Below are 21,788 nucleotides of genomic sequence, written 5' to 3' on the forward strand. Positions count from 1 at the left end.
GTGCTGGAAATTGGGACGGGCTGCGGCTACCAGGCTGCAGTGCTGAGCCTGCTGGCCCGCGAGGTTTACACGCTGGAGCGCCTGCGTGGCCTGCACGACAAGGCGCGCGACAACTTGCGGCCGTTCCGCCTGGCCAATGTGCACCTGCTGTTTGGCGACGGCATGCTCGGCTATGCCAAAGGTGCTCCGTACGCGGCCATCATTGCCGCAGCCGGGGGCGATGCTGTGCCCCTGGCCTGGTGCGATCAATTGGCCGTGGGGGGGCGCTTGGTGGCACCCATGGCACTGACCGGCGGGCAGCAAATGTTGCTGGTGATCGACAAAACCCCGCACGGATTGAAACAAAACGTGCTCGAACCCGTGCATTTTGTCCCCCTAAAATCGGGGATTGCGTAAAGGGAATTGCTTATGTTCGTATCGCGTGGTCTTGTGGTGGGTTTTACCGTGGCAATGGCGGGGCTGGTGCTCTCCGGCTGTGGCACCCGCATGAACAAGGCTCCTGTGGAAGATCGGGGCACCTCTTCGTCGTCTTCTGCCCCAGCGCCCGCAGCACAGCCGGGCGTGGTGGTGGGTGCCCCCATCAAGCCTCTGCCTGGTGCAGAAAATGCTGGCAAGCCGGGTTACTACACGGTCAAGCCTGGGGATACCCTGATTCGCATCGGCCTGGAGTCTGGGCAAAGCTGGAAAGACATTGCTCGCTGGAACAATTTGGAAAACGCCAACCTGATCGAAGTTGGTCAGGTGCTGCGCGTGCTTCCTCCGTCCGCTACCCAGGCGGTGGTGGCCTCTGAGAGCGGGGTGGTGACACGCCCGGTCACATCATCCTCCGTCGCTCCAGCCAGCACGCCGGCTGCGGCTCCTGCATCGGCCGCCAGCGGCGCCAAGCCTGCTGCCTCTGCTGCGTCGGGCACGGTGGTGGCGGTGGCGCCAGCCACGCCGGCACCAGCGGCGGCGCCAGCGGGCGAGGATGAGCTGGCGTTCATCTGGCCTGCATCGGGTTCGCTGATTGCCGGGTTTGACGAGGCACGCAACAAGGGCTTCGACATTGCCGGCAAGGCGGGTGACCCGGTACTGGCGGCGGCGGATGGCCGTGTGGTCTATGCCGGAGCCGGTCTGCGCGGCTATGGCAACCTGGTCATCCTGAAGCACAACAACACGTTCCTCACCGCTTACGCACACAACCAGACCCTGTTGGTCAAGGAAGACCAGGCGGTGCGCAAGGGCCAGAAGATCGCCGAGATGGGCAACACCGACGCAGACCGCGTCAAGCTGCACTTTGAAATCCGCCGGCAGGGCAAGCCTGTCGATCCCACACGCTATCTGCCATCCCGTTGAGTCCGATGGCGGATCATTCGCCGGGCGGTGGTCCCGAAGCGTCTGAGGTGACGACAGCGCAGGAGGGCGATTCCCTCCTGCTGGCCGAGGAGTCGGAAGCCCTGGCCGACGCGGACAGCGAGCTGCGCTCGCTACAGATGGGCCCAGGCCAGCACGCCGAGCGGCTGGATCGTGCGCTGGTGGAGCTGGTTCCTGAGTTCTCCCGCAGCTATCTTCAGCAATTGCTGGCCCAGGGGCTGGTCAGCCTCAATGGCAAGCCTGCTCTCAAGGCAGCCGCGCGGGTCAAGGCCGGTGACCTGGTGGTGCTGGAGATGCGGCCCACCCTCCAAAGCCAGGCCTTCCGGCCTGAGCCCATGGCGATTGATGTGGTGTACGAAGACGAGCACTTGCTGGTGGTGAACAAGCCCGCAGGCTTGGTTGTGCACCCTGCGCCAGGCAACTGGAGCGGCACCTTGCTCAACGGCCTGCTGGCCCGCGACGACAAGGCACTGCGGGTGCCACGGGCTGGTATCGTTCACCGCCTGGACAAGGACACCAGCGGTCTTATGGTGGTCGCCCGGGACCGTGCGACCATGGACGCCCTGGTGGCGCTGATTGCCGAGCGCAAGGTCAAGCGCCAGTACGTGGCCATGGCGCACGGTGCCTGGACGGGGGGGGCGACCCGCTCGGTGGAGGCCCCCATCGGGCGGGACCCTCGCAATCGCCTGCGCATGGCGGTGGTGGACTTGGCGGTACACCCTGGCAAAACCGCCCGCACGGATTTCCTGTGTCTGGAGGGAAGCGAGCGTGGCTGCTGGGTGCAGTGCACCTTGCACACCGGGCGCACGCACCAGATTCGTGTGCACATGGCATCTCTGCGCCATCCTTTGGTAGGCGATGCCTTGTACGGTGGCGCGCCGGTCGGGGCCTTGCAACGCCAGGCCCTGCACGCCTACCGGTTGGCTTTTGCGCATCCGGTGACGGGGGATCCTCTGGAGTTCCGTGCCCCTGTACCCGACGATATGCGCCGGGCGCTGTCAGAATGGGGCCTGGGCTACAATGCGCCCTGAACGGCCGTGACGGCCCTAGCCCGCAGCCGGAATCCCGCCGGGCTCTACCAACGCACCAGCGCCATTGCGCGGTGCACCAATGATTGCCCCTGCTGTTGATGTGACACCCGTTGCAACGCGTGGCACTTTTCCAGGAATCGCTGAACCATGAACACGGTGGATGCCAAAAGGGTCCTCGAAACTGCGTTGATCTGCGCGCAGCAGCCCGTGCCCGTGCGCGAGCTGCGGGTGTTGTTCAATGACGCGCTGGGTTCCGACACCCTCAAGGTGCTGTTGCAGGAATTGCAGCTTGATTGGGCGCAGCGTGGGGTGGAGCTGGTACAGGTGGCGACGGGATGGCGCTTCCAGAGCCGTCCTGAAATGCGTGAATACCTGGACCGTCTGCATCCCGAAAAACCGCCTCGCTACACCCGGGCCACCATGGAAACCTTGGCCATCATTGCCTACCGGCAACCGGTCACGCGCGGGGATATCGAGGACATTCGGGGTGTGACGGTCAACAGCCTGATCATCAAACAGTTGGAAGACCGGGGTTGGGTGGAGGTCATTGGCCACCGCGAAACGGTGGGGCGCCCGGCGTTGTTCGCCACGACCCGCCAGTTTCTGGACGATATGGGCCTGCAGTCTCTGGACCAACTGCCGGTGCTCGATGACCCGACAGGCAATGCGAATGTGTTGGAAGCCATGGCAGCCGCCGCCCAGGGAGCCATCGGGGGTGAGCCTGATCTGCTGGCGGTTTTGCCGCACGAAGTCGGTGGGCAAGAGCCAGTGGAGTCTGTGGAGGCTGTGACTGATATGGGTGACAGGCGACCCGTGGATGATTTTTTTCAGAATGTGGAGACTGATCTCCGCGACGACCATGTTGATACCTCGGGTGGTATCCAGGGAAATACTTGATGAACGACTCGACCTCCGAAAATCCGGCCGAAGTGCCTGGGTTGAATGCCGCTGATACGGTACCTGCTGTCAAAAAGCCGGCTGCTAAGCGGGCTCCTCGCAAAAAGGCGGAAGCTGTCCTTGCCGAGGAAGCGGTGCCTCAAGCCGTGGTGGCGATGCAGATCGGTACTTCGGTGCCTGTGTTGGAGGCTGCAGCGCCAGAGGTGCCTGTAGCCCAGGTGCAGGCGGTCGCCATGGACTCGATATCTCCTGAGGCGGTCGTATCGGCGGCCGAAGGCGAGGGTAATACTCGGCAGGCAGGGGGGGGGCCTCGTGGCGAATCTCGTGAACGGCCTCAGCGTCCTGATGGGGCAGGGCGCGACAAGCGCAGAGCTGCCCCTGTCGTTGAGGGCTATCAGTTTGAGGATGTAGTGTCCGGTCGTTTCGACGAAGAAGATGCCTCCGCAGACGCGGTGCCGCAGAAGCGGGTGCTGCTGCCGCAGGTCGAGACACCTAAACTGCACAAGGTGCTGGCCCAGGCAGGGCTGGGATCGCGGCTGGAGATGGAGCAATTGATCCTGGAGGGGCGGATTTCGGTCAACAACGAACCTGCTCACATCGGACAGCGCATTCAGTTTGGCGATCAGGTCAAGGTCAACGGCAAGCCGATCCGCTATCGCATCGACCCCCCTCCGGCGCGCGTAATCGCGTATCACAAACCTGTGGGCGAGGTCGTGACCCATGACGATCCCCAGAATCGACCCACCGTCTTTCGCAAGCTGCCCCGACTCATGCAGGGCAAGTGGCAGTCGGTAGGACGCCTGGACCTGAACACGGAGGGTCTCTTGCTGTTCACCAGCTCGGGCGAGCTGGCGAACAAACTGATGCATCCACGCTTTGGGTTGGAGCGCGAGTACGCCGTTCGGGTGCTGGGTGCTCTGAGCAACGAGGAAAAACAAAAACTGCTGGACGGCGTGCGCCTGGATGACGGCATGGCATCGTTTGGCTCCATCGAGGACGGTGGTGGAGAGGGTTCCAACTGCTGGTACCGGGTCACCATCTCCGAAGGCCGCAACCGTGAAGTACGCCGCATGCTCGAATCGGTGGGCCATGCGGTCAGCCGCCTGATCCGCATCCGCTACGGTGCCATGGTGCTGCCGCGCGGCCTCAAGCGCGGAGCCTGGCTGGAACTGGACGAGAGTGATATCCGCGCACTGGTTCAGGCAGCAGGTGCTGGGCGCCCCGAGCCTGTTGAGGGACGTCCTGAAGGGGCTGGTGCTGGCGGGCGCAATGGCAAGCCGCGCAACCGTGGCCGTGGTGGACCGCGCGGTGATGGCTCGCGTCGGGACATGTCGCAGCCTGCCGTCCCTGGTGGTCCCCGTGGCCAGAAGCCGCGCCGCGATGGTGGCCAGGGCCCTGCCCGTGGCAACAACGCTGCAGGGGGCGATCGCCAGCGTGGGGGCTCGGCACAGCCCGATCCGATGAAAACGTCGGTGGGCTACATCGGCATGGACAGCCTCTCGCGCCACCGCCAGGACAAACGACGCCCCGGTGGCGGCGGTCCCCGGCGCGGAGGTGGTGGGCGCTGAGTGCTCCTGCCTTCACGCTCCCCGGTTAGAATCGAGGGCTTTGTCCGGTGGACAAACGAATCACAGCAACAACCATTCAGGAAATCAACATGGCAATCGAACGCACTCTCTCCATCATTAAGCCCGACGCAGTGGCCAAGAACGTCATCGGTCAGATCTACGCTCGCTTTGAAGCTGCCGGCCTCAAGGTCGTGGCAGCCCGTATGGCCCACCTGTCGCGCCTGGAAGCCGAGCAGTTCTATGCAGTGCACAAAGAGCGTCCTTTCTTCAAGGACCTGGTGGACTTCATGATCTCCGGCCCTGTGATGATCCAGGCCCTGGAGGGCGAGAACGCCATCCTCAAGAACCGTGAACTCATGGGCGCAACCGACCCCAAGAAGGCAGAAGCTGGAACCATCCGCGCCGACTTCGCTGACAGCATCGACGCTAACGCTGTGCACGGCTCCGACGCCGCTGAAACCGCACAGGCCGAAGTGGCATTCTTCTTCCCCGGCCTGAATATCTACTCGCGCTGAGATGGTGATGCTCCCCATGCCCGCACCCACCTTGGTGGGAGTTCAGTGTCATGGGGGTACCTATGCCTGGTCTCCAGTGGGTTTGGCACCATGAGCACGAATCTGCTGGAATTCGACCTCGACGGTCTGGCGGCGTTTTGCGAGCGGCTGGGGGAAAAGCGCTTCCGCGCCACCCAGCTGTTTCGTTGGATTCATCAGCGCGGTGCCAGCGATTTCGACGCCATGAGCGACTTGGCCAAGGCCTTGCGTGACAAGCTCAAGGGCTGCGCGCAGGTCGAGTCACTGCCCGTTATTTCAGAGCATGTGTCCTCGGACGGCACTGTGAAGTGGCTGTTTGATGTGGGTGATGGCAACGCGGTGGAAGCCGTGTTCATCCCGGAGGATGATCGTGGAACCCTCTGTGTGTCATCGCAGGCGGGCTGCGCTGTCGGTTGCCGCTTCTGTTCTACAGGCCATCAGGGTTTCAGTCGCAATCTGACGACGGGCGAGATCGTCGCCCAGCTGTGGTTTGCAGAGCACTCCCTGCGCAAGCGCTTGCAGACTGAAGACCGTGTGATCTCGAATGTGGTCATGATGGGCATGGGGGAGCCGCTGCAAAACTATTCGGCATTAGTACCTGCGCTCAAAGTAATGCTGGACGATCACGGGTATGGCCTGTCGCGCCGCCGCGTGACGGTGTCTACATCGGGCGTCGTGCCCATGATGGATCGCCTTGCGCAAGACTGTCCCGTGGCATTGGCGGTGTCGCTGCACGCACCCAATGACCCACTGCGCGACAACCTGGTTCCGCTCAATCGCAAGTATCCGATCGAGGAGTTGCTGGACGCTTGCAACCGCTATTTGGCGCATGCACCCCGTGACTTCATCACGTTCGAATACTGCATGCTTGATGGTGTTAACGACCAGACGGAGCATGCGCGCCAACTGATCGAGTTGGTCAAGCGCAGTGGTATTCGCTGCAAGTTCAATCTGATTCCTTTTAATCCGTTTCCCGCATCAGGGCTGTTGCGGTCCCCGCAAAATCAGGTGCAGGCCTTTGCCAAGATACTCAGTGACGCGGGCATTATCACCACGGTGCGCAAGACGCGCGGTGATGACATTGACGCGGCGTGCGGTCAATTGGCTGGGGATGTCAAAGATCGTACCCGGGCCGCAGAACGCATGGCAAAGCAGCGCACAATCGTGCTCAAACCGGTGACTTGATCAGGCAGTTGGCAAACTTCAAGGAGGCTCTACATGGCGGGAATGGTTGGACGCTGGCAGCATATTGGCCGCTGGACACTCACGGCATGCAGTGCGGTGGTTTGCATATGGGCGCTCCAGGGGTGTGCAACAAACGCATCGTCTGCAGTCAGTGACGCCGATGCAGGCTTGGTGACTCCGTCCGATGAGCCTGAGTCGCGGCGCCGCGCTCGCATCCGGCTGGAGTTGGCCTCCAACTATTTTGAATTGGGGCAAACAGCGGTCGCACTGGATGAAGTCAAGCAGTCGCTGGCTGCAGATCCTTCTTATGCCGATGCTTTCAATCTTCGTGGCCTGATTTACATGCGCCTGAGTGACTATGCACAGGCCGAAGACAGTTTCCGCCGTGCCTTGTCGCTAAGGGCAAATGACTCCAACGTACTGCACAACTATGGCTGGCTGATGTGCCAGCAGCAAAAGTACGTGGAGGCCGACCAATATTTTGTCCGAGCCATTGCCAACCCCGCCTATACAGCGCGTGGCAAAACGTGGATGGCCCGTGGCCTGTGCCAGTCAGGGGCGGGACAGTTTCCCGAAGCGGAACAGTCTTTCTTGAAGGCCTATGAATTCGATGCTGCGAATCCGGTGGTCGGTTATCACCTCGCAGCGCTCTTGCTGCGGCGCAACGAGTTGTCGCGTGCGCAGTTTTACATTCGACGGCTCAACAACAGCGATTTCGCCAACTCTGAATCGTTGTGGCTGGGCATCAAGGTGGAGCGGGCTTTGGGCGACACCGTGGCAATGAGGCAACTGGCTGCTCAGTTGCGCAAGCGCTTCCCGGATTCCAGGGAGCTGGGTGCATACGAACGTGGGGCTTTCAATGAGTGAGGTGGTGGAGAGCGGAGTGACGGCGGGCGGCTTGCTCAAGGAGGCCCGGCAGGCGGCAGGCATGCACATCGCAGCCCTAGCGGTTGCGTTGAAAGTACCCGTCAGCAAGTTGGAAGCCCTGGAGGCAGATAACTACACAGTGCTGCCTGACACCGTATTTGTGCGCGCGCTGGCTTCGAGTGTTTGCCGTACCCTCAAAATTGACCCAGCGCCCATTTTGTCTTTGCTTCCCCAAAGTCAAAGTCCTCGTCTGTCTGTGGACAGCGCGGGTATCAATGCACCTGTGAAGGGTAGTGCCGGCAAATCTTCGTCGTCCTCTTCGGCGTCATTCGCGGGTTCAGGTTCCGGCTCGCGTTCGGTGGTGTTGGTCGTTCTTGCACTGTTGGTGGGAGCTGTGGTTTTGTTCTTTGTCCCTCGGCATTCCACGCCAGGGGATTCTTCCGATCCAGTGCCCGTTGCGGTGCCAGATGCTTTGCCGGCCAATGCCTCCGAGCCTGCACCTGCAGTGGTGCCACCAACGGTGGAGCGCCCCGCCGATGCATCTATTTCTGCATCGCCCGCCGCTGCTTCGGCGGCTTCGGTGCCTGTGTCTGCTGCGCCACCTACCGCTGCACCTCCAGCGCCTGCTGCCGCTGGCAGTGGCGTGTCTGCGGGCGCTGTTTCGGCCGCTGATGGCGCGGCAGATGCTCCCTCCGGTCCCCTGGTGCTGCGCGCGCGCGGTGCGTCATGGGTGCAAGTTCGCGATGCCAATGGTGCACTGGCGTTGCAACGCAATCTGGCGGCGGGAGAGTCGGTATCGGTGTCGGCACCCACGCCCCTGGCAGTGATTGTCGGTCGCGCTGACGCGACGGAAGTGGTTGTTCGAGGAAAGCCGTTTGATCTGACGGCGGTCGCCCGTGAAAACGTGGCGCGTTTCGAGGTGAAATAGTGGAAAACTCCCCGATTGATTTTGGGCCGGTGGCGATTGCTTCGCCCTTACCTAGACGTTCGCGCCAAGCGAAAGTTGTCTGGGGTTCGCGTGTGGTGACCGTGGGGGGGGGTGCTCCCGTGCGCGTGCAGTCCATGACCAACACCGACACCGTCGATGCCATTGGGACCGCGATTCAGGTCAAGGAGCTCGCTCAGGCGGGGTCGGAGTTTGTCCGCATCACCGTTAATACGCCAGAAGCTGCTGCAGCGGTACCGTACATCCGAGAGCAACTGGATCGCATGGGTGAGAACGTTCCCTTGGTGGGCGATTTTCACTACAACGGACACCGCCTGCTCACCGAGTTTCCGGACTGCGCCCAGGCTTTGTCCAAGTACCGAATCAACCCTGGCAATGTGGGCAAAGGTGACAAGCGCGATAAGCAATTTGGTCAAATGATCGAGGCTGCCATGCGCTGGAACAAGGCTGTGCGCATCGGTGTCAACTGGGGCAGTCTCGATCAGGAGTTGCTGGCTGAGCTGATGGATACGAACAGCCGCCGCAGCAATCCATGGGAGGCTCGTCAGGTCATGTACGAGGCCCTCATCACATCGGCCATTGAATCTGCACGTCGTGCAGAGGCCATGGGGATGGACGGCAACCAGATCATCTTGTCGTGCAAAGTCAGCGGAGTGCAGGATCTGATTTCGGTGTACCGCGAGTTGGCACGCCGTTGCGACTACGCTTTGCACCTGGGTCTCACCGAAGCCGGTATGGGTACCAAGGGAACGGTTGCTTCGGCGGCCGCATTGTCTGTGCTGCTGCAAGAGGGTATTGGCGACACGATTCGTGTGTCGTTGACACCCCAGCCCGGCGAGGCGCGTACCCAAGAGGTGGTTGTGGCATCCGAAATCTTGCAGGCCTTGGGCATGCGGGTTTTTGTGCCCAGCGTTACCGCTTGCCCGGGATGTGGCCGTACCACCAGCACCACCTTTCAGGACCTGGCCAAGCAAATCGACGATTTCCTGCGTGCGCAAATGCCTGTGTGGCGCGTGCGTTATCCGGGTGTGGAATCGCTACGGGTTGCAGTTATGGGCTGCATCGTCAATGGCCCGGGTGAAAGCAAGCACGCAGACATTGGAATCAGTCTGCCGGGGACGGGTGAGGCGCCTGCCGCCCCTGTCTTCATTGATGGCGAGAAGGCAATGACTCTGCGCGGTGACGATATCGCCAATGAATTCCATCGCATCGTCGAGCAGTACATCGAAAAGCGTTTTGGCGCCGGGGTGTCTGCTGCTTGACCGGTAGTGCTGCAGCCACCCGCACCGTAAAGCCTCGGGAGGTGGTCTGTCCAGCTTATGTAAATTTCTGCCAGACATAGAAAAGAAGCGCTGTGAGTAACGAAAAAAGCAGTCCCTCGTCCAAACCAGAGAAGCTGGTTGCGGTGAAGGGCATGAACGACATCCTGCCTCCGGAATCTGCCCGTTGGGAGTGGCTGGAGGCCAAGGTGCGCGACCTGATGGCGCGCTACGCCTATCGCAATATCCGCACACCCATTGTCGAACCCACACCGTTGTTTGTACGTGGATTGGGCGAGGTCACCGACATTGTCGAGAAAGAGATGTACTCGTTTGAGGACCGTCTCAATGGGGAGCAGCTGACGCTTCGCCCCGAAGCGACAGCTGGTGTGGTGCGTGCGGTTGCAGAGCACTCCATGTTGTACGACGGCGGTAAGCGCTTGTACTACATGGGCCCCATGTTTCGTCATGAGCGTCCCCAACGCGGACGCTACCGCCAGTTTCACCAGATCGGCGCCGAGGCACTGGGGTTTCCGGGTGCCGAGGTCGATGCCGAGTTGATTCTTCTGGCGAGTGCCCTGTGGCGCGACCTTGGCCTGCAGAATGTGCGTCTGGAACTCAACAGTTTGGGGCAGCCGGACGAGCGCAAGGCTCACCGTGCTGCATTGATCGCGTATCTGGAACAGCACGTCGATGCTCTTGATGAGGAGGCGCGTCGGCGGCTGCACAGCAACCCTCTGCGCATCCTCGACACCAAGAATCCCGCGATGCAGTCGCTGGTGGAAGCAGCGCCTCGGTTGATTGACTTTCTGGGTCAGGAGTCTTTGGCGCATTTCAATGCCGTCAAGGCCATTCTTGATGCCAACGGGATAGCTTGGACTGTCAATCCTCGCCTGGTGCGTGGGATGGACTACTACAACCTCACTGTGTTCGAGTTTGTGACGGATCAGTTGGGCTCGCAGGGCACGATCTGCGGTGGGGGGCGCTACGACTACTTGATCGAACAAATCGGTGGCAAGGCCGCACCGGCGGTGGGTTGGGCGTTGGGGGTCGAAAGGGTACTGGAGTTGCTCAAGGAGCAGCAAAGTGCCACCCCTTTGCTGCTTCCGGACGTCTATGCCATTGTCCCTTCGGCGGCCGCGTTACCTCGGGCTGTGGCTACTGTCGAGCAATTGCGCCAACATGGTGTTCGTGTCCAGATGCACGCGGCCCCTTCGCTGGAGGGCATGGGCAGTATGAAATCGCAATTCAAGAAGGCTGATGCCAGTGGTGCAATGCACGCGCTGGTGTTTGGCGATGATGAGCTGTCTCGTGGCATGGTGACTGTCAAAGCCTTGCGTGATGGCGCAGGTGAGCAAACCGAGCGCCCGCTGGACTTGGTCGCGCAATGGTCGGCCACCCTACAATCCACCCGCTAACCAAATCACATTCCATGGCAAATCATCTCGACCTTGAAGAACAAGAGCAGCTAGACCAGCTCAAGCATTTTTGGAACACCTGGGGCACGTTGATCAGCTCCGTGGTCATTGTCGTTGCAGGTGCAGCGGCTGCTTGGAACGGTTACCAGTACTGGCAAACCCGGCAGGCCACGCAGGCGGCTGCGTTGTTTGATGCTGTGGATGTGGCTGCGCGGTCTGCCGATAACGTCCGCATGGAACAAGCTTTTGCAGATCTGAAGTCTAAATATGCAGGGACTGTCCAAGCTGGGCAGGCAGGCTTGACCCTCGCCAAGGCCATGCAGGGCACTGGTAATGTCGAAGGCGCCAAAGAGGCGCTTATGTGGGTTGCAGAACAATCGTCAGACGAGGGCCTCAAGGCCTTGGCCAAGTTGCGATTGGCTGGTGTGCTCATGGATCAAAAGAACTATGACGAAGCACTCAAGCAACTATCCAGCAGTTTCGCGCCGGAATTCTCCTCTGTTGTGGCGGACCGCAAGGGTGACGTCCTGATGCTCCAGGACAAGCGTCAGGACGCGATTGCTGAGTACACCAAGGCATATAAGGGGTTCGAAGACAGTGTCGAGTACCGCCGTCTGGTGGAAATCAAGCTGAACGCGCTGGGTGTCTCGCTGCAAGGTGTGAATGTGGCTTCTGCTGTCTCTTCAACCGCAACACCTGCGGAGTCCAAATAACCATGTCGTCGCCTATCAACGCAAGGTCAGGGCACCAATTTTCTGTGCGCGGTCTGGTGGTAGCACTAGTGGCTGCCACGTTGGCCGGTTGTTCTTTGTGGAGCGCCGACAAGTCTAAGCCTGTGCCTGCCGACCTCGGAGCCAATGTGGCCGTTCTGGGCGTGCGGCAAGCATGGACTGCGCGCCTTGGCAATGTGGCTGGATTGCCATTGGAGGTCCATGTTGCTGGCAATGTGGTGACCGTCGCGTCAGCTGATGGTGCGGTGGCAGCCCTGGATGCGCGTACGGGGGGGGATATCTGGAGAGCAGCGCTGGCTGAGCCTCTGTCGGCAGCTGTGGGTAGCGATGGCAAGTTCGCGGCGGTGGTCTCGCGTAACAATGCACTGATCGTTATTGATGGGGGGCGTGAGCGCTGGCGTGAGACGCTCGCTGCTCAGGTATTCACACCACCTCTGGTTGCAGGCGGTCGTGTTTTCGTGTTGTCGGCAGATCGATCCGTGTCTGCCTATGATTTGTCGACAGGTCGTCGTCTCTGGTCCCAGCAGCGCCCCGGCGAGCCTTTGATATTGCGCCAGGCTGGTGTCTTGACCGCTGTGGGTGACACACTGGTGGTGGGGTTGTCAGGCCGTTTGGTCGGATTGAATCCTGACAATGGCAGTGTACGATGGGAGACTCCCATTGCCAGCGCACGGGGCACCAATGATGTGGAGCGCCTTGTCGAGTTGGTGGGGCGCACGAGCCGTGTGGGAGAAACAGTGTGCGCTCGATCCTTTCAAGCTGCTGTGGGTTGTGTGAACACGGCAAGGGGAACGACCGTCTGGACGCAGCCTGCTAGCGGAGCAGAAGGCGTTCACGGCGATGCAGAGGCCATTTTTGGCTCTGAGAGCAATGGCACTCTTGTTGCGTGGCGCCGCGCGGATGGTTCACGCTTGTGGGGTATCGATCGACTTAAATACCGCAAACTCACGGCGCCGTTGCTTCTAGGGCGCTCGGTAGTCGTCGGTGACGACTCGGGTTTGGTGCATTTGCTGTCTCGTACAGATGGTTCGCCCCTGAACAGGCTGGCGACAGATGGGTCTGCCATCGCTGCTGCCCCAGTCGTGGCTGCAGATACCCTGGTGGTTGTTACCCGCAATGGCGGCATTTACGGATTCCGTCCAGATTGATCGGTCTTATTCAATGAAGCCAGTTATCGCCCTCGTGGGGCGTCCGAATGTCGGCAAGTCCACGCTCTTCAACCGTCTGACCAAGTCGCGTGACGCTATCGTCGCTGACTTTGCGGGACTTACGCGTGACCGGCACTACGGTAACGGCAAGCAGGGAAAACACGAGTACATCGTCATTGATACCGGTGGCTTCGAACCCGACGCTTCCAGCGGCATCTACCGCGAGATGGCCAAACAAACGCAGCAGGCCGTCGCAGAGGCGGACGTGGTGATTTTTGTGGTGGATGCCCGTGCAGGTGTTTCCGCGCAAGACCACGACATTGCCAATTACTTGCGTCGCTTGGGCAAGCCTTGCGTGCTCGTCGCCAACAAAGCGGAGGGCATGCTCCAGGGCGTCCAACTGGCGGAGTTCTATGAGCTGGGGCTGGGCGAGGTTTATCCTGTGTCTGCGGCGCACGGGCAGGGCATACGCAGTTTGGTTGACATTGCGCTGGAGCCGCTCAATCTGCCTGAGCCTGACGATTCGGATACGGCGTTGGACAAGGGCGTAATCAAGCTTGCCGTGGCGGGGCGCCCCAACGTGGGTAAGTCCACCCTGATCAACACGTGGCTTGGCGAAGAGCGACTGGTGGCATTTGATATGCCCGGTACGACCCGCGATGCCATCACTGTGCCTTTTGAGCGCAATGGCCAGCGCTTTGAGCTGGTGGATACTGCAGGACTGCGCCGCAAGGGGAAGGTGTTTGAGGCTATCGAAAAATTCTCGGTAGTGAAAACGCTCCAAGCCATCGAGTCCGCAAATGTGGTGCTGTTATTGCTCGATGCCACCCAGGGGGTAACGGACCAGGATGCCCATATCGCGGGCTATATTCTGGAAAGTGGCCGCGCTGTGGTTCTGGCGGTGAACAAATGGGATGCCGTGGATGACTACCAACGGCAGCTCTTGGAGCGCTCCATTGAGACGCGGCTAGCGTTTTTGAAGTTTGCTTCGTTGCACTTCATTTCTGCGAAGAAGCGTCAGGGGCTTGGCCCTCTATGGACATCTATTGCCCAGGCCCACCGGGCGGCCACCTGCAAGATGTCCACGCCAGTGCTCACCCGACTGTTGCTGGAGGCAGTTCAGTTCCAAAGCCCCAAGAGGGCGGGGATGTTCCGCCCCAAAATGCGGTATGCGCACCAAGGCGGCATGAATCCGCCTGTGATCGTGATCCATGGTAACTCGCTGGAGCACGTGACTGATGCTTACAAGCGATTCTTGGAAGGGCGCTTCCGCAAGGAGTTTGATCTTGTGGGGACCCCTTTGCGCATTGAGATGAAAACTTCGCACAATCCTTTTGCGGACAAAGACGAGGCCTGACGACAAAGGCTCTTCAGTCGAGGGGCCATGTGTGTTAAAGCCAGAGCGTGCGTCTGGCTGTGGTAAGGTGCTGGTTTACAACAACACTTGAACACGGAGAATATCGTGAGCAATAAAGGCCAGCTTTTGCAAGACCCCTTCCTTAACGCATTGCGTCGGGAGCATGTTCCAGTGTCCATTTATTTGGTCAACGGGATCAAGCTGCAGGGGCAAATCGAGTCTTTCGACCAGTATGTGGTGTTGCTGCGCAATACTGTGACGCAGATGGTTTACAAACACGCGATTTCTACGATCGTTCCAGGTCGGGCGGTCAATTTCTCTACCTCAGAAACCCCTGATGCTGACAACAGCAACCCTTGAGTTGTTGTCTGGTAGCGGGGCTCGCTTTCTGAGCGAGGTAGAGCAGAGAGAGGGTGGTTGGCTTTGAGTTCGGCTTCCGCATCCTCGTCCGCTATGACGCCGGTGTTGCTGGTGGGCGTTGATTTTAGTCTCCCCCACTTCGATGCTGAGTTGGAAGAGTTGGGACTGCTCGCCCAGACGGCGGGTTTACGGCCTGTTGCTCGCATTACGTGCAAGCGGAAAGCGCCGGACGCGGCACTCTTTATTGGCTCTGGCAAAGCGGATGAAATTCGCACCTTGGCCCAGATGCATGGGGCATTGGAGGTGCTGTTTGACCAATCACTCAGCCCCGCGCAGCAGCGTAATCTGGAACGTCATATCGAGCTTCCCGTTAATGACCGCACGTTGTTGATTCTGGAGATCTTTGCGCAACGTGCGCGAAGCCACGAAGGCAAGCTTCAGGTTGAGCTCGCCAAGCTGCAGTATGTGAGTACACGGCTGGTGCGGCGCTGGTCTCACCTGGAGCGCCAGACTGGCGGTATCGGTGCCCGGGGCGGTCCGGGTGAAAAGCAGATCGAGCTGGATCGACGGATGATTGGTGACGCGATCAAGCGCACCAGAGAGCGCTTGATCAAGGTCAAGCGTCAGCGCTCCACGCAGCGGCGCCAGCGCGAGAGGCGCGATACCTTCAATATTTCGCTTGTTGGGTACACCAACGCGGGTAAGTCCACGCTTTTTAATGCTTTGGTGAAAGCGCGAGCGTATGCAGCGGATCAACTTTTTGCCACGCTAGACACTACAACACGCCAGTTGTATCTGGCAGATGCGGCGCGATCTGTTTCTCTGTCCGATACGGTGGGCTTTATCCGGGATCTCCCGCACGGATTGGTGGATGCCTTTCAGGCTACGCTGCAAGAGGCTGTCGATGCAGATCTGCTGCTTCATGTGGTGGATGCTTCCAACCCGGATTTCCCGGAGCAGATGGCGCAGGTGGAGCGGGTGTTGCTGGAAATTGGTGCCTCGGATATCCCGCAGATACTGGTGTTCAACAAGCTTGACGCATTGCCCGAAGAGCGACGCCCCTCCCTGCTGGTAGACCAATACGAAGTGGGGGGGCAGTCGCTTTCCCGTCTGTTCGTAAGTGCTCGATCTGGAGAAGGTCTTGATGATCTGCGCCGCGCTTTGGCCGATAGGTTGCTGGCTACGCGTGAGGATATGACCCCAGCAGACGCCCTTGAATTGCCGGATGTGTTGCCCTGATTGGGCACAATGCATGATCGAATGACGCCATCAGAGAACCAGAGATTTTGCGCATGAATTTTCATACTCGCACCCTACGCTGGGCTTCATTGCCGGACCGTATTCGGGGCATGTTCAATCTGAACGATCCACGCTGGGGTCGCGGGGATGATAAGTCGGAGGACGGTAACGTGCGCCCTGAGGATCGACCTGCAGCGCCACCCGCAGGTCAGAGGGGTGGGGATCAGCGGCCAAGCAATGGCCAGCAGCCGCCTGATCTCGACGAGCTCTGGCGTGACCTTAATCGCAAGCTTGGCAGTCTGTTCGGGGGAAAGAATGGTTCTGGCCGTGGCCCGGGAGGAGGGGCTGGCGGTGGCTTTCAACCTGATATGAAAAGCGCCGGTGTGGGTGTTGGTTTGATTGCTGGCATTGCGTTCGTGATCTGGATGGGCACAGGTTTTTTCATAGTGCAAGAAGGTCAGCAAGCCGTCATTACGCAATTCGGCAAGTACAAAAGCACCGTGGGTGCAGGTTTTAACTGGCGCTTGCCTTACCCAATTGAGCGTCATGAGCTGGTTTTTGTGACACAAATTCGCTCCGCTGATGTGGGGAGGGACACCGTCATCAAAAGCACGGGCTTGAGAGAGTCCGCGATGCTTACCGAAGACGAAAACATCGTGGAGATCAAGTTTGCCGTTCAGTATCGCCTGAGCGATGCCAGGGCATGGCTTTTCGAAAGCAAGAATCCCTCAGATGCCGTGGTTCAAGCAGCTGAGACCGCCGTTCGCGAGGTGGTGGGCAAGATGCGCATGGACACGGCATTGGCTGAAGAGCGGGATCAGATTGCGCCTCGCGTTCGCGCGCTCATGCAGACCATATTGGACCGTTACAAAGTTGGCGTCGAAGTTGTTGGCATCAATTTGCAGCAGGGCGGTGTGCGGCCGCCTGAGCAGGTGCAGTCCTCCTTTGATGATGTCCTCAAAGCTGGACAGGAGCGCGAGCGTGCCAAAAACGAGGCACAGGCTTACGCGAATGATGTGATTCCACGCGCTGTGGGCTCTGCCTCTCGTCTGAACGAGGAGGCTGCTGCGTACAAGGCGAGGATCGTTGCGCAGGCTCAAGGTGACTCGCAACGGTTTGCTTCTATTTTGGCGGAGTACCAGAAGGCTCCGCAGGTAACCCGTGATCGTATGTATCTGGACACGATGCAGCAGATTTATGGCAACGTGACCAAGGTGCTGGTGGAGTCGCGTCAAGGCTCCAATTTGCTGTACCTGCCGCTCGACAAAATTATGCAAGGCGTAGCAAGCGGGTCCGGAGCGCTGGATGCGCCTGCGGCCACCAGCGTGCCTCCAGCGGTGTCACCAGCAACACCCGCACCAACCTTTTCGAATGACGCTCGCGCGCGCGACACCAGCCGCACCCGTGAACGTGAATCCCGCTAGGAGTAGTTCGTGAACAGAGTCGGTTTTATTGCATCCACCCTTCTGGTGGTGCTTGCTCTCATGAGCTCCATGCTTTTTGTTGTGGACCAGCGGCAGTTTGGAGTGTTGTATGCACTGGGTCAGATCAAAGAAGTGATCACGGAGCCTGGCCTCAATTTCAAGCTGCCTCCTCCATTTCAGAACGTCACCTACATAGACAAGCGTTTGCTGACCTTGGACAGCACGGACACCGAGCCCATGTTGACTGCTGAAAAGCAGCGTGTCGTTATCGACTGGTATGTGCGCTGGCGCATTTCCGAGCCCACTGAGTACATTCGCAACGTTGGGCTGGATGAGACGGCGGGCGCCATGCAGCTCAATCGGGTGGTTCGCAATGCTTTCCAGGAGGAAATCAACAAGCGCACGGTGAAAGAGCTACTCTCACTCAAACGCGAAGCGCTGATGGCTGATGTCAAGCGCGAAGTCTTGGAGACAGTTCGTGGTTCCAAGCCCTGGGGGGTTGATGTGGTGGATGTGCGTATTACCCGTGTTGATTACGTGGAAGCCATCACTGAATCTGTGTACCGGCGCATGGAAGCGGAGCGAAAGCGCGTGGCCAACGAGTTGCGGTCTACAGGTGCTGCAGAAGGCGAAAAGATTCGTGCAGACGCAGATCGTCAGCGCGAGATCACAATCGCCAATGCCTATCGGGATGCTCAAAAGCTGAAGGGTGAGGGCGACGCGGAAGCGGCCCGCATCTACGCCGAAGCGTTTGGCAAAGATCCTCAATTTGCCCAGTTTTATCGCAGTCTCGAGGCGTACAAGGGCAGTTTCAATAAGAAAAGCGATGTGATGGTGCTGGACCCATCGTCCTCTGACTTCTTCAAGGTCTTTCGCGGCTCAGCGTCTGCATCGGCGCCTGTTGCTCCACGCAAGTAAACAAGTGGCGCTGGTTGTGAGAGGTGAATGATGTGGGACAGTCTTTGGACGGCATTTGCCTTGGTCCTGGTAATTGAGGGTTTTTTGCCTTTTTTGTCCCCCCAGGTCTGGAAACGTACAGTTGCACAGATCGCTCAATTGCAGGATGGCCAAATACGCTTTTTCGCATTGTTGGCCCTTGCTGCGGGTCTTCTGATGCTTTGTTTCTGAACGCTGTCACACCTCTCGACTAGGAGATTCCTTGGGGAGTCTCGCCCGGTCCCGGTAGAATCACGGTTTTAACAGCCTCCCCTTTTCTCCATGTCTGCTTGGGTCCTTCCGGATCACATTGCCGATGTCTTGCCGTCTGAAGCGCGGCACATCGAAGAATTGCGTCGCGGGCTGCTTGATACAGCCCGTTGTTATGGTTATGAGTTGGTGATGCCCCCGCTGTTGGAGCATCTGGAATCTCTCCTTACGGGCACTGGCGAAGCGCTGGATCTGCAAACCTTCAAACTGGTGGACCAGCTATCTGGTCGTTCCATGGGGCTGCGAGCTGATACGACTCCGCAGGTTGCTCGCATCGATGCGCATTTGCTCAATCGCAAAGGTGTGACACGTCTTTGCTACTGTGGTCCTGTGTTGCACACGCGTCCTGACCGCCCGCATGCCACCCGCGAGCCTCTTCAGTTTGGTGCCGAAATCTATGGGCATACCGGGCTGGAGGCCGATCTTGAGGCTTTGCAGTTATCTCGGGAGTGTTTGCGAGTTGCCAATGTACGCGACACAACCATTGATCTTGCGGACGTGCGCATCGTCCGAAGCCTGTTGGCTGGTGTGAGCGTGAGCCCGCAACTGCTCAGCAGAATTCATTCTGCTTTGGCGGCCAAGGATGCGGGAGAGTTGAGAGTCTTGACGCGTGGCTTTCCTGAGGATTCTCGGCAAGGCCTTCTCGCTCTTGTCCAGTTATATGGAGACTCTGCTGTTCTGGCTGAGGCTGAAAATGCGCTGAAGCGCATTTCTGGTGTGTCTCAAGTGCTATCAAATTTGAAGTGGTTGGCGTCGCGTCTTGACGGAGCCTCTGTCACTTTCGACTTGGCTGATTTGCGTGGATATGCCTACTACAGCGGTGCGCGCTTCGCGATCTATGCGCCGGGTGCCAGCGATGCCCTGGTGCGCGGCGGCCGGTACGACGAGGTGGGGGCAGTGTTTGGCCGTAATCGTCCTGCGGCGGGATTCAGTTTGGACATCAAGCAGGTGGTTGGCGTGGTGCCACCCCGTGCGCTGAAAGCTGCCATTCGTGCTCCCTGGGGCGAGGCTGCGGATGTGAATGCAGCGATTGGAGAGCTTCGGTCCGCTGGGGAAACAGTGGTGTGTGTTTTGCCAGGGCACGAGAGTGAGGTGGATGAGTTCCACTGTGATCGTGAACTGGTTCGGGTTGCGGGCCGTTGGGTCGTGCAGGCTGTTTGAGCAATTGTCATTTGAATTGGGTTTGAGATGAAAGCAACCAAAGGTCGCAACGTAGTGGTGGTCGGTACCCAGTGGGGCGACGAAGGCAAAGGCAAGTTGGTCGATTGGCTGACGGAGAGCGCTCAAGGGGTTGTGCGTTTCCAGGGGGGGCACAACGCTGGCCACACACTGGTGATCAATGGTGTGAAGACGGCGCTGCATTTGATCCCGAGCGGCATCATGCGCCCTGGGGTCAAGTGCTACATCGGCAATGGCGTGGTGCTTTCTGCAGCGAAGTTGTTTGAGGAAATTGAGGGGCTTGAGAAAGCCGGTGTCGAGGTTCGTTCGCGCCTGCGCATCAGTGAGGCGTGCCCGCTGATCCTGCCTTTCCACGCGGCAATTGATGTTGCGCGTGAGGCGGCCCGAGAGCAGGGGGGGGCTGAGAAGATTGGTACCACCGGCCGTGGCATTGGTCCAGCTTACGAGGACAAGATTGCCCGCCGTGCCTTGCGCGTACAGGACTTGAAGTACCCTGAGCGATTTGCTTCCAAGCTGCGCGAATTGCTGGATTTGCATAACCATGTGCTCACCACGTACCTGGGCTCTGCAAAGTTCGTTTTTGGCGATGCTCTGAAGCCATACATCCAGGATGGCAAGGTGCAGTTTGATGTCGTGTACGCCGAAGCCATGCGCCATGCAGAGTTGCTGAAGCCCATGATGGCTGATGTGTCGCGTGAGCTGAATGAGGCGAATCGCGCGGGTGCCAATCTTCTGTTTGAGGGCGCTCAAGGGACCCTGCTGGATGTAGACCATGGCACATACCCGTATGTCACCTCCAGTAACTGCGTGGCGGGGAACGCTGCTGCGGGATCTGGCGTAGGGCCGGGCATGCTTCATTACATCCTCGGTATCACCAAGGCGTATTGCACCCGTGTGGGTGGCGGGCCTTTCCCCACAGAGTTGGATTGGGAAGTGCCTGGTACGCCCGGTTATCACATGAGCACGGTGGGCGCTGAAAAGGGAGTGACAACGGGGCGTAGCCGTCGCTGTGGCTGGTTTGATGCAGCTTTGTTGAAGCGCAGCGCCCAAGTCAATGGTCTTACTGGCCTTTGCATCACCAAGCTGGATGTGCTGGACGGGTTGAACGAGTTGTTGCTGTGCACAGGCTACGAGCTCGACGGTCAGCGTATTGATTTGCTTCCCATGGGCGCAGAGGACATCGCTCGGTGCACGCCAATTTATGAAACGCTACCTGGCTGGAGTGATTCCACCGTAGGGGTGACCGAGTACGACAAACTGCCCGAAAGTGCGCGCCGCTATCTTGAGCGCATCGAAGAAGTGACAGGGGTTCCGATCGACATGATCTCAACCAGTCCTGATCGCGACCATACGATCATGATGCGTCATCCTTATGTCGCTGTCTGACCTGTAGTTTGCCCTGCTGCCATCAAGTAAACGCCAATTGTTCAGGAATCATCCACTATGTTGACCGAAGACGGAAAACACCTCTATGTCAGCTATGACGAGTACCACAGCCTCATCGAAAAGTTGGCGCTGAAAGTTCATCAGTCGGGTTGGGCGTTCGACACCATTCTCTGTCTCGCTCGCGGTGGGTTGCGCCCAGGTGACATTCTCAGTCGTATCTTCGATAAGCCGTTAGCGATCATGTCTACGAGCTCCTACCGTGCCGAGGCAGGAACGGTGCAAGGACATCTTGATATTGCACGCTTTATCACCACGCCCAAGGGTGAAATTGCAGGGCGCGTGCTCTTGGTCGATGATCTGGCTGATTCAGGGCACACCTTGCACGCGGTGATCAACATGCTTAAGACCAACTACGCGCCCATCACCGAGCTACGTAGCGCCGTGATCTGGACGAAGGGTCTATCGACCTTTTCTCCAGATTACTCCGTGGAGTTTTTGCCGAGCAATCCTTGGATCCACCAGCCCTTTGAGGGCTACGACAGCCTGAGTCCGGAGAAGCTGCTAGAAAAGTGGCGAGTCTGATTTTTCTTGCCGGCCCTGAAAGTCGTGCTATAGTCGAGGGCTTCGCTACTGAGACCTGAGCGCAAAAGTGTTGGGGTCGATGGGGTGGTTTGTGGTGGTGCTTAGGTGCTGCGGCAGAT

At 59.1% G+C, this 21,788-nt stretch carries 22 protein-coding genes and 1 pseudogene; all 23 read left to right on the plus strand.

The features are described 5' to 3' along the window. The coding region (locus DBR23_RS32055) for a protein-L-isoaspartate O-methyltransferase (RefSeq protein WP_369882185.1) at window positions 1–396 on the plus strand (396 nt) is incomplete at its 5' end. Window positions 397–408: 12 nt separating this feature from the next. Then, window positions 409–1,335, plus strand: coding sequence for a peptidoglycan DD-metalloendopeptidase family protein (locus DBR23_RS28340; RefSeq protein ID WP_108500273.1), 927 nt, complete (start codon window positions 409–411; stop codon window positions 1,333–1,335). Between the two features lie 5 nt (window positions 1,336–1,340). After that, complete coding sequence (locus DBR23_RS28345) at window positions 1,341–2,384, plus strand: RluA family pseudouridine synthase (RefSeq protein ID WP_108500274.1); 1,044 nt, start codon at window positions 1,341–1,343, stop codon at window positions 2,382–2,384. A gap of 147 nt (window positions 2,385–2,531) precedes the next feature. Then, on the plus strand, window positions 2,532–3,281 hold the full coding sequence (gene scpB / locus DBR23_RS28350) for an SMC-Scp complex subunit ScpB (RefSeq protein ID WP_108500275.1): 750 nt from the start codon (window positions 2,532–2,534) through the stop codon (window positions 3,279–3,281). Continuing rightward, a complete protein-coding gene (locus DBR23_RS28355; RefSeq protein WP_108500276.1) occupies window positions 3,281–4,849 on the plus strand; it encodes a pseudouridine synthase in 1,569 nt (522 codons plus the stop codon). The genes scpB and DBR23_RS28355 overlap by 1 nt, the downstream gene beginning before the upstream one ends. An 89-nt stretch (window positions 4,850–4,938) precedes the next feature. Beyond that, window positions 4,939–5,364 carry a nucleoside-diphosphate kinase gene (gene ndk / locus DBR23_RS28360; RefSeq protein ID WP_008905954.1) on the plus strand — a complete coding sequence of 142 codons (426 nt, stop codon included), beginning with the start codon at window positions 4,939–4,941 and terminating at the stop codon, window positions 5,362–5,364. 90 nt (window positions 5,365–5,454) lie between these two features. Next, on the plus strand, window positions 5,455–6,567 hold the full coding sequence (rlmN, locus tag DBR23_RS28365; RefSeq protein ID WP_099729838.1) for a 23S rRNA (adenine(2503)-C(2))-methyltransferase RlmN: 1,113 nt from the start codon (window positions 5,455–5,457) through the stop codon (window positions 6,565–6,567). 33 nt (window positions 6,568–6,600) lie between these two features. Continuing rightward, a complete protein-coding gene (gene pilW / locus DBR23_RS28370; RefSeq protein WP_056061981.1) occupies window positions 6,601–7,434 on the plus strand; it encodes a type IV pilus biogenesis/stability protein PilW in 834 nt (277 codons plus the stop codon). A gap of 61 nt (window positions 7,435–7,495) precedes the next feature. Then, window positions 7,496–7,591 (plus strand): annotated as a pseudogene (locus tag DBR23_RS32390) (helix-turn-helix domain-containing protein); the annotation flags it as partial. A 303-nt stretch (window positions 7,592–7,894) separates the two neighbouring features. Then, window positions 7,895–8,362 carry a RodZ domain-containing protein gene (locus DBR23_RS32065; protein ID WP_233250802.1) on the plus strand — a complete coding sequence of 156 codons (468 nt, stop codon included), beginning with the start codon at window positions 7,895–7,897 and terminating at the stop codon, window positions 8,360–8,362. Beyond that, a complete protein-coding gene (gene ispG / locus DBR23_RS28380) occupies window positions 8,362–9,642 on the plus strand; it encodes a flavodoxin-dependent (E)-4-hydroxy-3-methylbut-2-enyl-diphosphate synthase (RefSeq protein WP_108500278.1) in 1,281 nt (426 codons plus the stop codon). Before DBR23_RS32065 ends, ispG begins: the two co-directional genes overlap by 1 nt. 152 nt (window positions 9,643–9,794) lie before the next feature. Continuing rightward, window positions 9,795–11,057, plus strand: coding sequence for a histidine--tRNA ligase (gene hisS, locus DBR23_RS28385; protein ID WP_233250803.1), 1,263 nt, complete (start codon window positions 9,795–9,797; stop codon window positions 11,055–11,057). A gap of 14 nt (window positions 11,058–11,071) precedes the next feature. Next, a complete protein-coding gene (locus DBR23_RS28390; RefSeq protein ID WP_056743271.1) occupies window positions 11,072–11,770 on the plus strand; it encodes a tetratricopeptide repeat protein in 699 nt (232 codons plus the stop codon). A gap of 2 nt (window positions 11,771–11,772) precedes the next feature. Continuing rightward, window positions 11,773–12,936, plus strand: a complete 1,164-nt coding sequence (gene bamB / locus DBR23_RS28395; protein WP_108500280.1) for an outer membrane protein assembly factor BamB — start codon at window positions 11,773–11,775, stop codon at window positions 12,934–12,936. A 13-nt stretch (window positions 12,937–12,949) separates the two neighbouring features. Continuing rightward, window positions 12,950–14,293 carry a ribosome biogenesis GTPase Der gene (gene der / locus DBR23_RS28400; RefSeq protein ID WP_056062205.1) on the plus strand — a complete coding sequence of 448 codons (1,344 nt, stop codon included), beginning with the start codon at window positions 12,950–12,952 and terminating at the stop codon, window positions 14,291–14,293. A gap of 105 nt (window positions 14,294–14,398) precedes the next feature. After that, entirely contained in the window at window positions 14,399–14,653 is a 255-nt protein-coding gene (hfq, locus tag DBR23_RS28405; protein ID WP_108500281.1) for an RNA chaperone Hfq, read from the plus strand. A 93-nt stretch (window positions 14,654–14,746) separates the two neighbouring features. Then, entirely contained in the window at window positions 14,747–15,892 is a 1,146-nt protein-coding gene (gene hflX / locus DBR23_RS28410; RefSeq protein ID WP_199227829.1) for a GTPase HflX, read from the plus strand. Window positions 15,893–15,945: 53 nt separating this feature from the next. Next, complete coding sequence (gene hflK, locus DBR23_RS28415; RefSeq protein WP_099729843.1) at window positions 15,946–17,316, plus strand: FtsH protease activity modulator HflK; 1,371 nt, start codon at window positions 15,946–15,948, stop codon at window positions 17,314–17,316. 9 nt (window positions 17,317–17,325) lie between these two features. After that, the gene (gene hflC, locus DBR23_RS28420) at window positions 17,326–18,234 is read left to right on the plus strand and encodes a protease modulator HflC (RefSeq protein ID WP_056061999.1); all 909 of its coding nucleotides are present in this window, start codon (window positions 17,326–17,328) and stop codon (window positions 18,232–18,234) included. Between the two features lie 30 nt (window positions 18,235–18,264). Next, entirely contained in the window at window positions 18,265–18,444 is a 180-nt protein-coding gene (locus DBR23_RS28425) for a DUF2065 domain-containing protein (RefSeq protein WP_347707488.1), read from the plus strand. Between the two features lie 90 nt (window positions 18,445–18,534). Then, on the plus strand, window positions 18,535–19,683 hold the full coding sequence (locus tag DBR23_RS28430; protein WP_108500282.1) for an ATP phosphoribosyltransferase regulatory subunit: 1,149 nt from the start codon (window positions 18,535–18,537) through the stop codon (window positions 19,681–19,683). A 27-nt stretch (window positions 19,684–19,710) separates the two neighbouring features. Beyond that, window positions 19,711–21,087 (plus strand): adenylosuccinate synthase, encoded by a 1,377-nt coding sequence (locus DBR23_RS28435; protein ID WP_056743262.1) that lies wholly within the window; start codon window positions 19,711–19,713, stop codon window positions 21,085–21,087. A 57-nt stretch (window positions 21,088–21,144) separates the two neighbouring features. Continuing rightward, window positions 21,145–21,669 carry a phosphoribosyltransferase gene (locus DBR23_RS28440; protein WP_056062011.1) on the plus strand — a complete coding sequence of 175 codons (525 nt, stop codon included), beginning with the start codon at window positions 21,145–21,147 and terminating at the stop codon, window positions 21,667–21,669. Window positions 21,670–21,788 lie beyond the last annotated feature (119 nt).

The sequence above is a fragment of the Acidovorax sp. HMWF018 genome, from assembly GCF_003061035.1.
Taxonomy (GTDB): Bacteria; Pseudomonadota; Gammaproteobacteria; order Burkholderiales; family Burkholderiaceae_C; genus Acidovorax; species Acidovorax delafieldii.

Bases quoted from the DNA above. Each gene is read 5' to 3' on its own strand.
- hflK (WP_099729843.1), top strand. From the start codon at position 15,946: ATGAATTTTCATACTCGCACCCTACGCTGGGCTTCATTGCCGGACCGT.
- hflX (WP_199227829.1), top strand. From the start codon at position 14,747: ATGACGCCGGTGTTGCTGGTGGGCGTTGATTTTAGTCTCCCCCACTTC.
- DBR23_RS28355 (WP_108500276.1), top strand. From the start codon at position 3,281: ATGAACGACTCGACCTCCGAAAATCCGGCCGAAGTGCCTGGGTTGAAT.
- der (WP_056062205.1), top strand. From the start codon at position 12,950: ATGAAGCCAGTTATCGCCCTCGTGGGGCGTCCGAATGTCGGCAAGTCC.
- DBR23_RS28435 (WP_056743262.1), top strand. From the start codon at position 19,711: ATGAAAGCAACCAAAGGTCGCAACGTAGTGGTGGTCGGTACCCAGTGG.
- DBR23_RS28425 (WP_347707488.1), top strand. From the start codon at position 18,265: ATGTGGGACAGTCTTTGGACGGCATTTGCCTTGGTCCTGGTAATTGAG.
- hisS (WP_233250803.1), top strand. From the start codon at position 9,795: ATGAACGACATCCTGCCTCCGGAATCTGCCCGTTGGGAGTGGCTGGAG.
- DBR23_RS28390 (WP_056743271.1), top strand. From the start codon at position 11,072: ATGGCAAATCATCTCGACCTTGAAGAACAAGAGCAGCTAGACCAGCTC.
- DBR23_RS28345 (WP_108500274.1), top strand. From the start codon at position 1,341: ATGGCGGATCATTCGCCGGGCGGTGGTCCCGAAGCGTCTGAGGTGACG.
- DBR23_RS28440 (WP_056062011.1), top strand. From the start codon at position 21,145: ATGTTGACCGAAGACGGAAAACACCTCTATGTCAGCTATGACGAGTAC.
- pilW (WP_056061981.1), top strand. From the start codon at position 6,601: ATGGCGGGAATGGTTGGACGCTGGCAGCATATTGGCCGCTGGACACTC.
- ndk (WP_008905954.1), top strand. From the start codon at position 4,939: ATGGCAATCGAACGCACTCTCTCCATCATTAAGCCCGACGCAGTGGCC.
- bamB (WP_108500280.1), top strand. From the start codon at position 11,773: ATGTCGTCGCCTATCAACGCAAGGTCAGGGCACCAATTTTCTGTGCGC.
- DBR23_RS28430 (WP_108500282.1), top strand. From the start codon at position 18,535: ATGTCTGCTTGGGTCCTTCCGGATCACATTGCCGATGTCTTGCCGTCT.
- rlmN (WP_099729838.1), top strand. From the start codon at position 5,455: ATGAGCACGAATCTGCTGGAATTCGACCTCGACGGTCTGGCGGCGTTT.
- scpB (WP_108500275.1), top strand. From the start codon at position 2,532: ATGAACACGGTGGATGCCAAAAGGGTCCTCGAAACTGCGTTGATCTGC.
- DBR23_RS28340 (WP_108500273.1), top strand. From the start codon at position 409: ATGTTCGTATCGCGTGGTCTTGTGGTGGGTTTTACCGTGGCAATGGCG.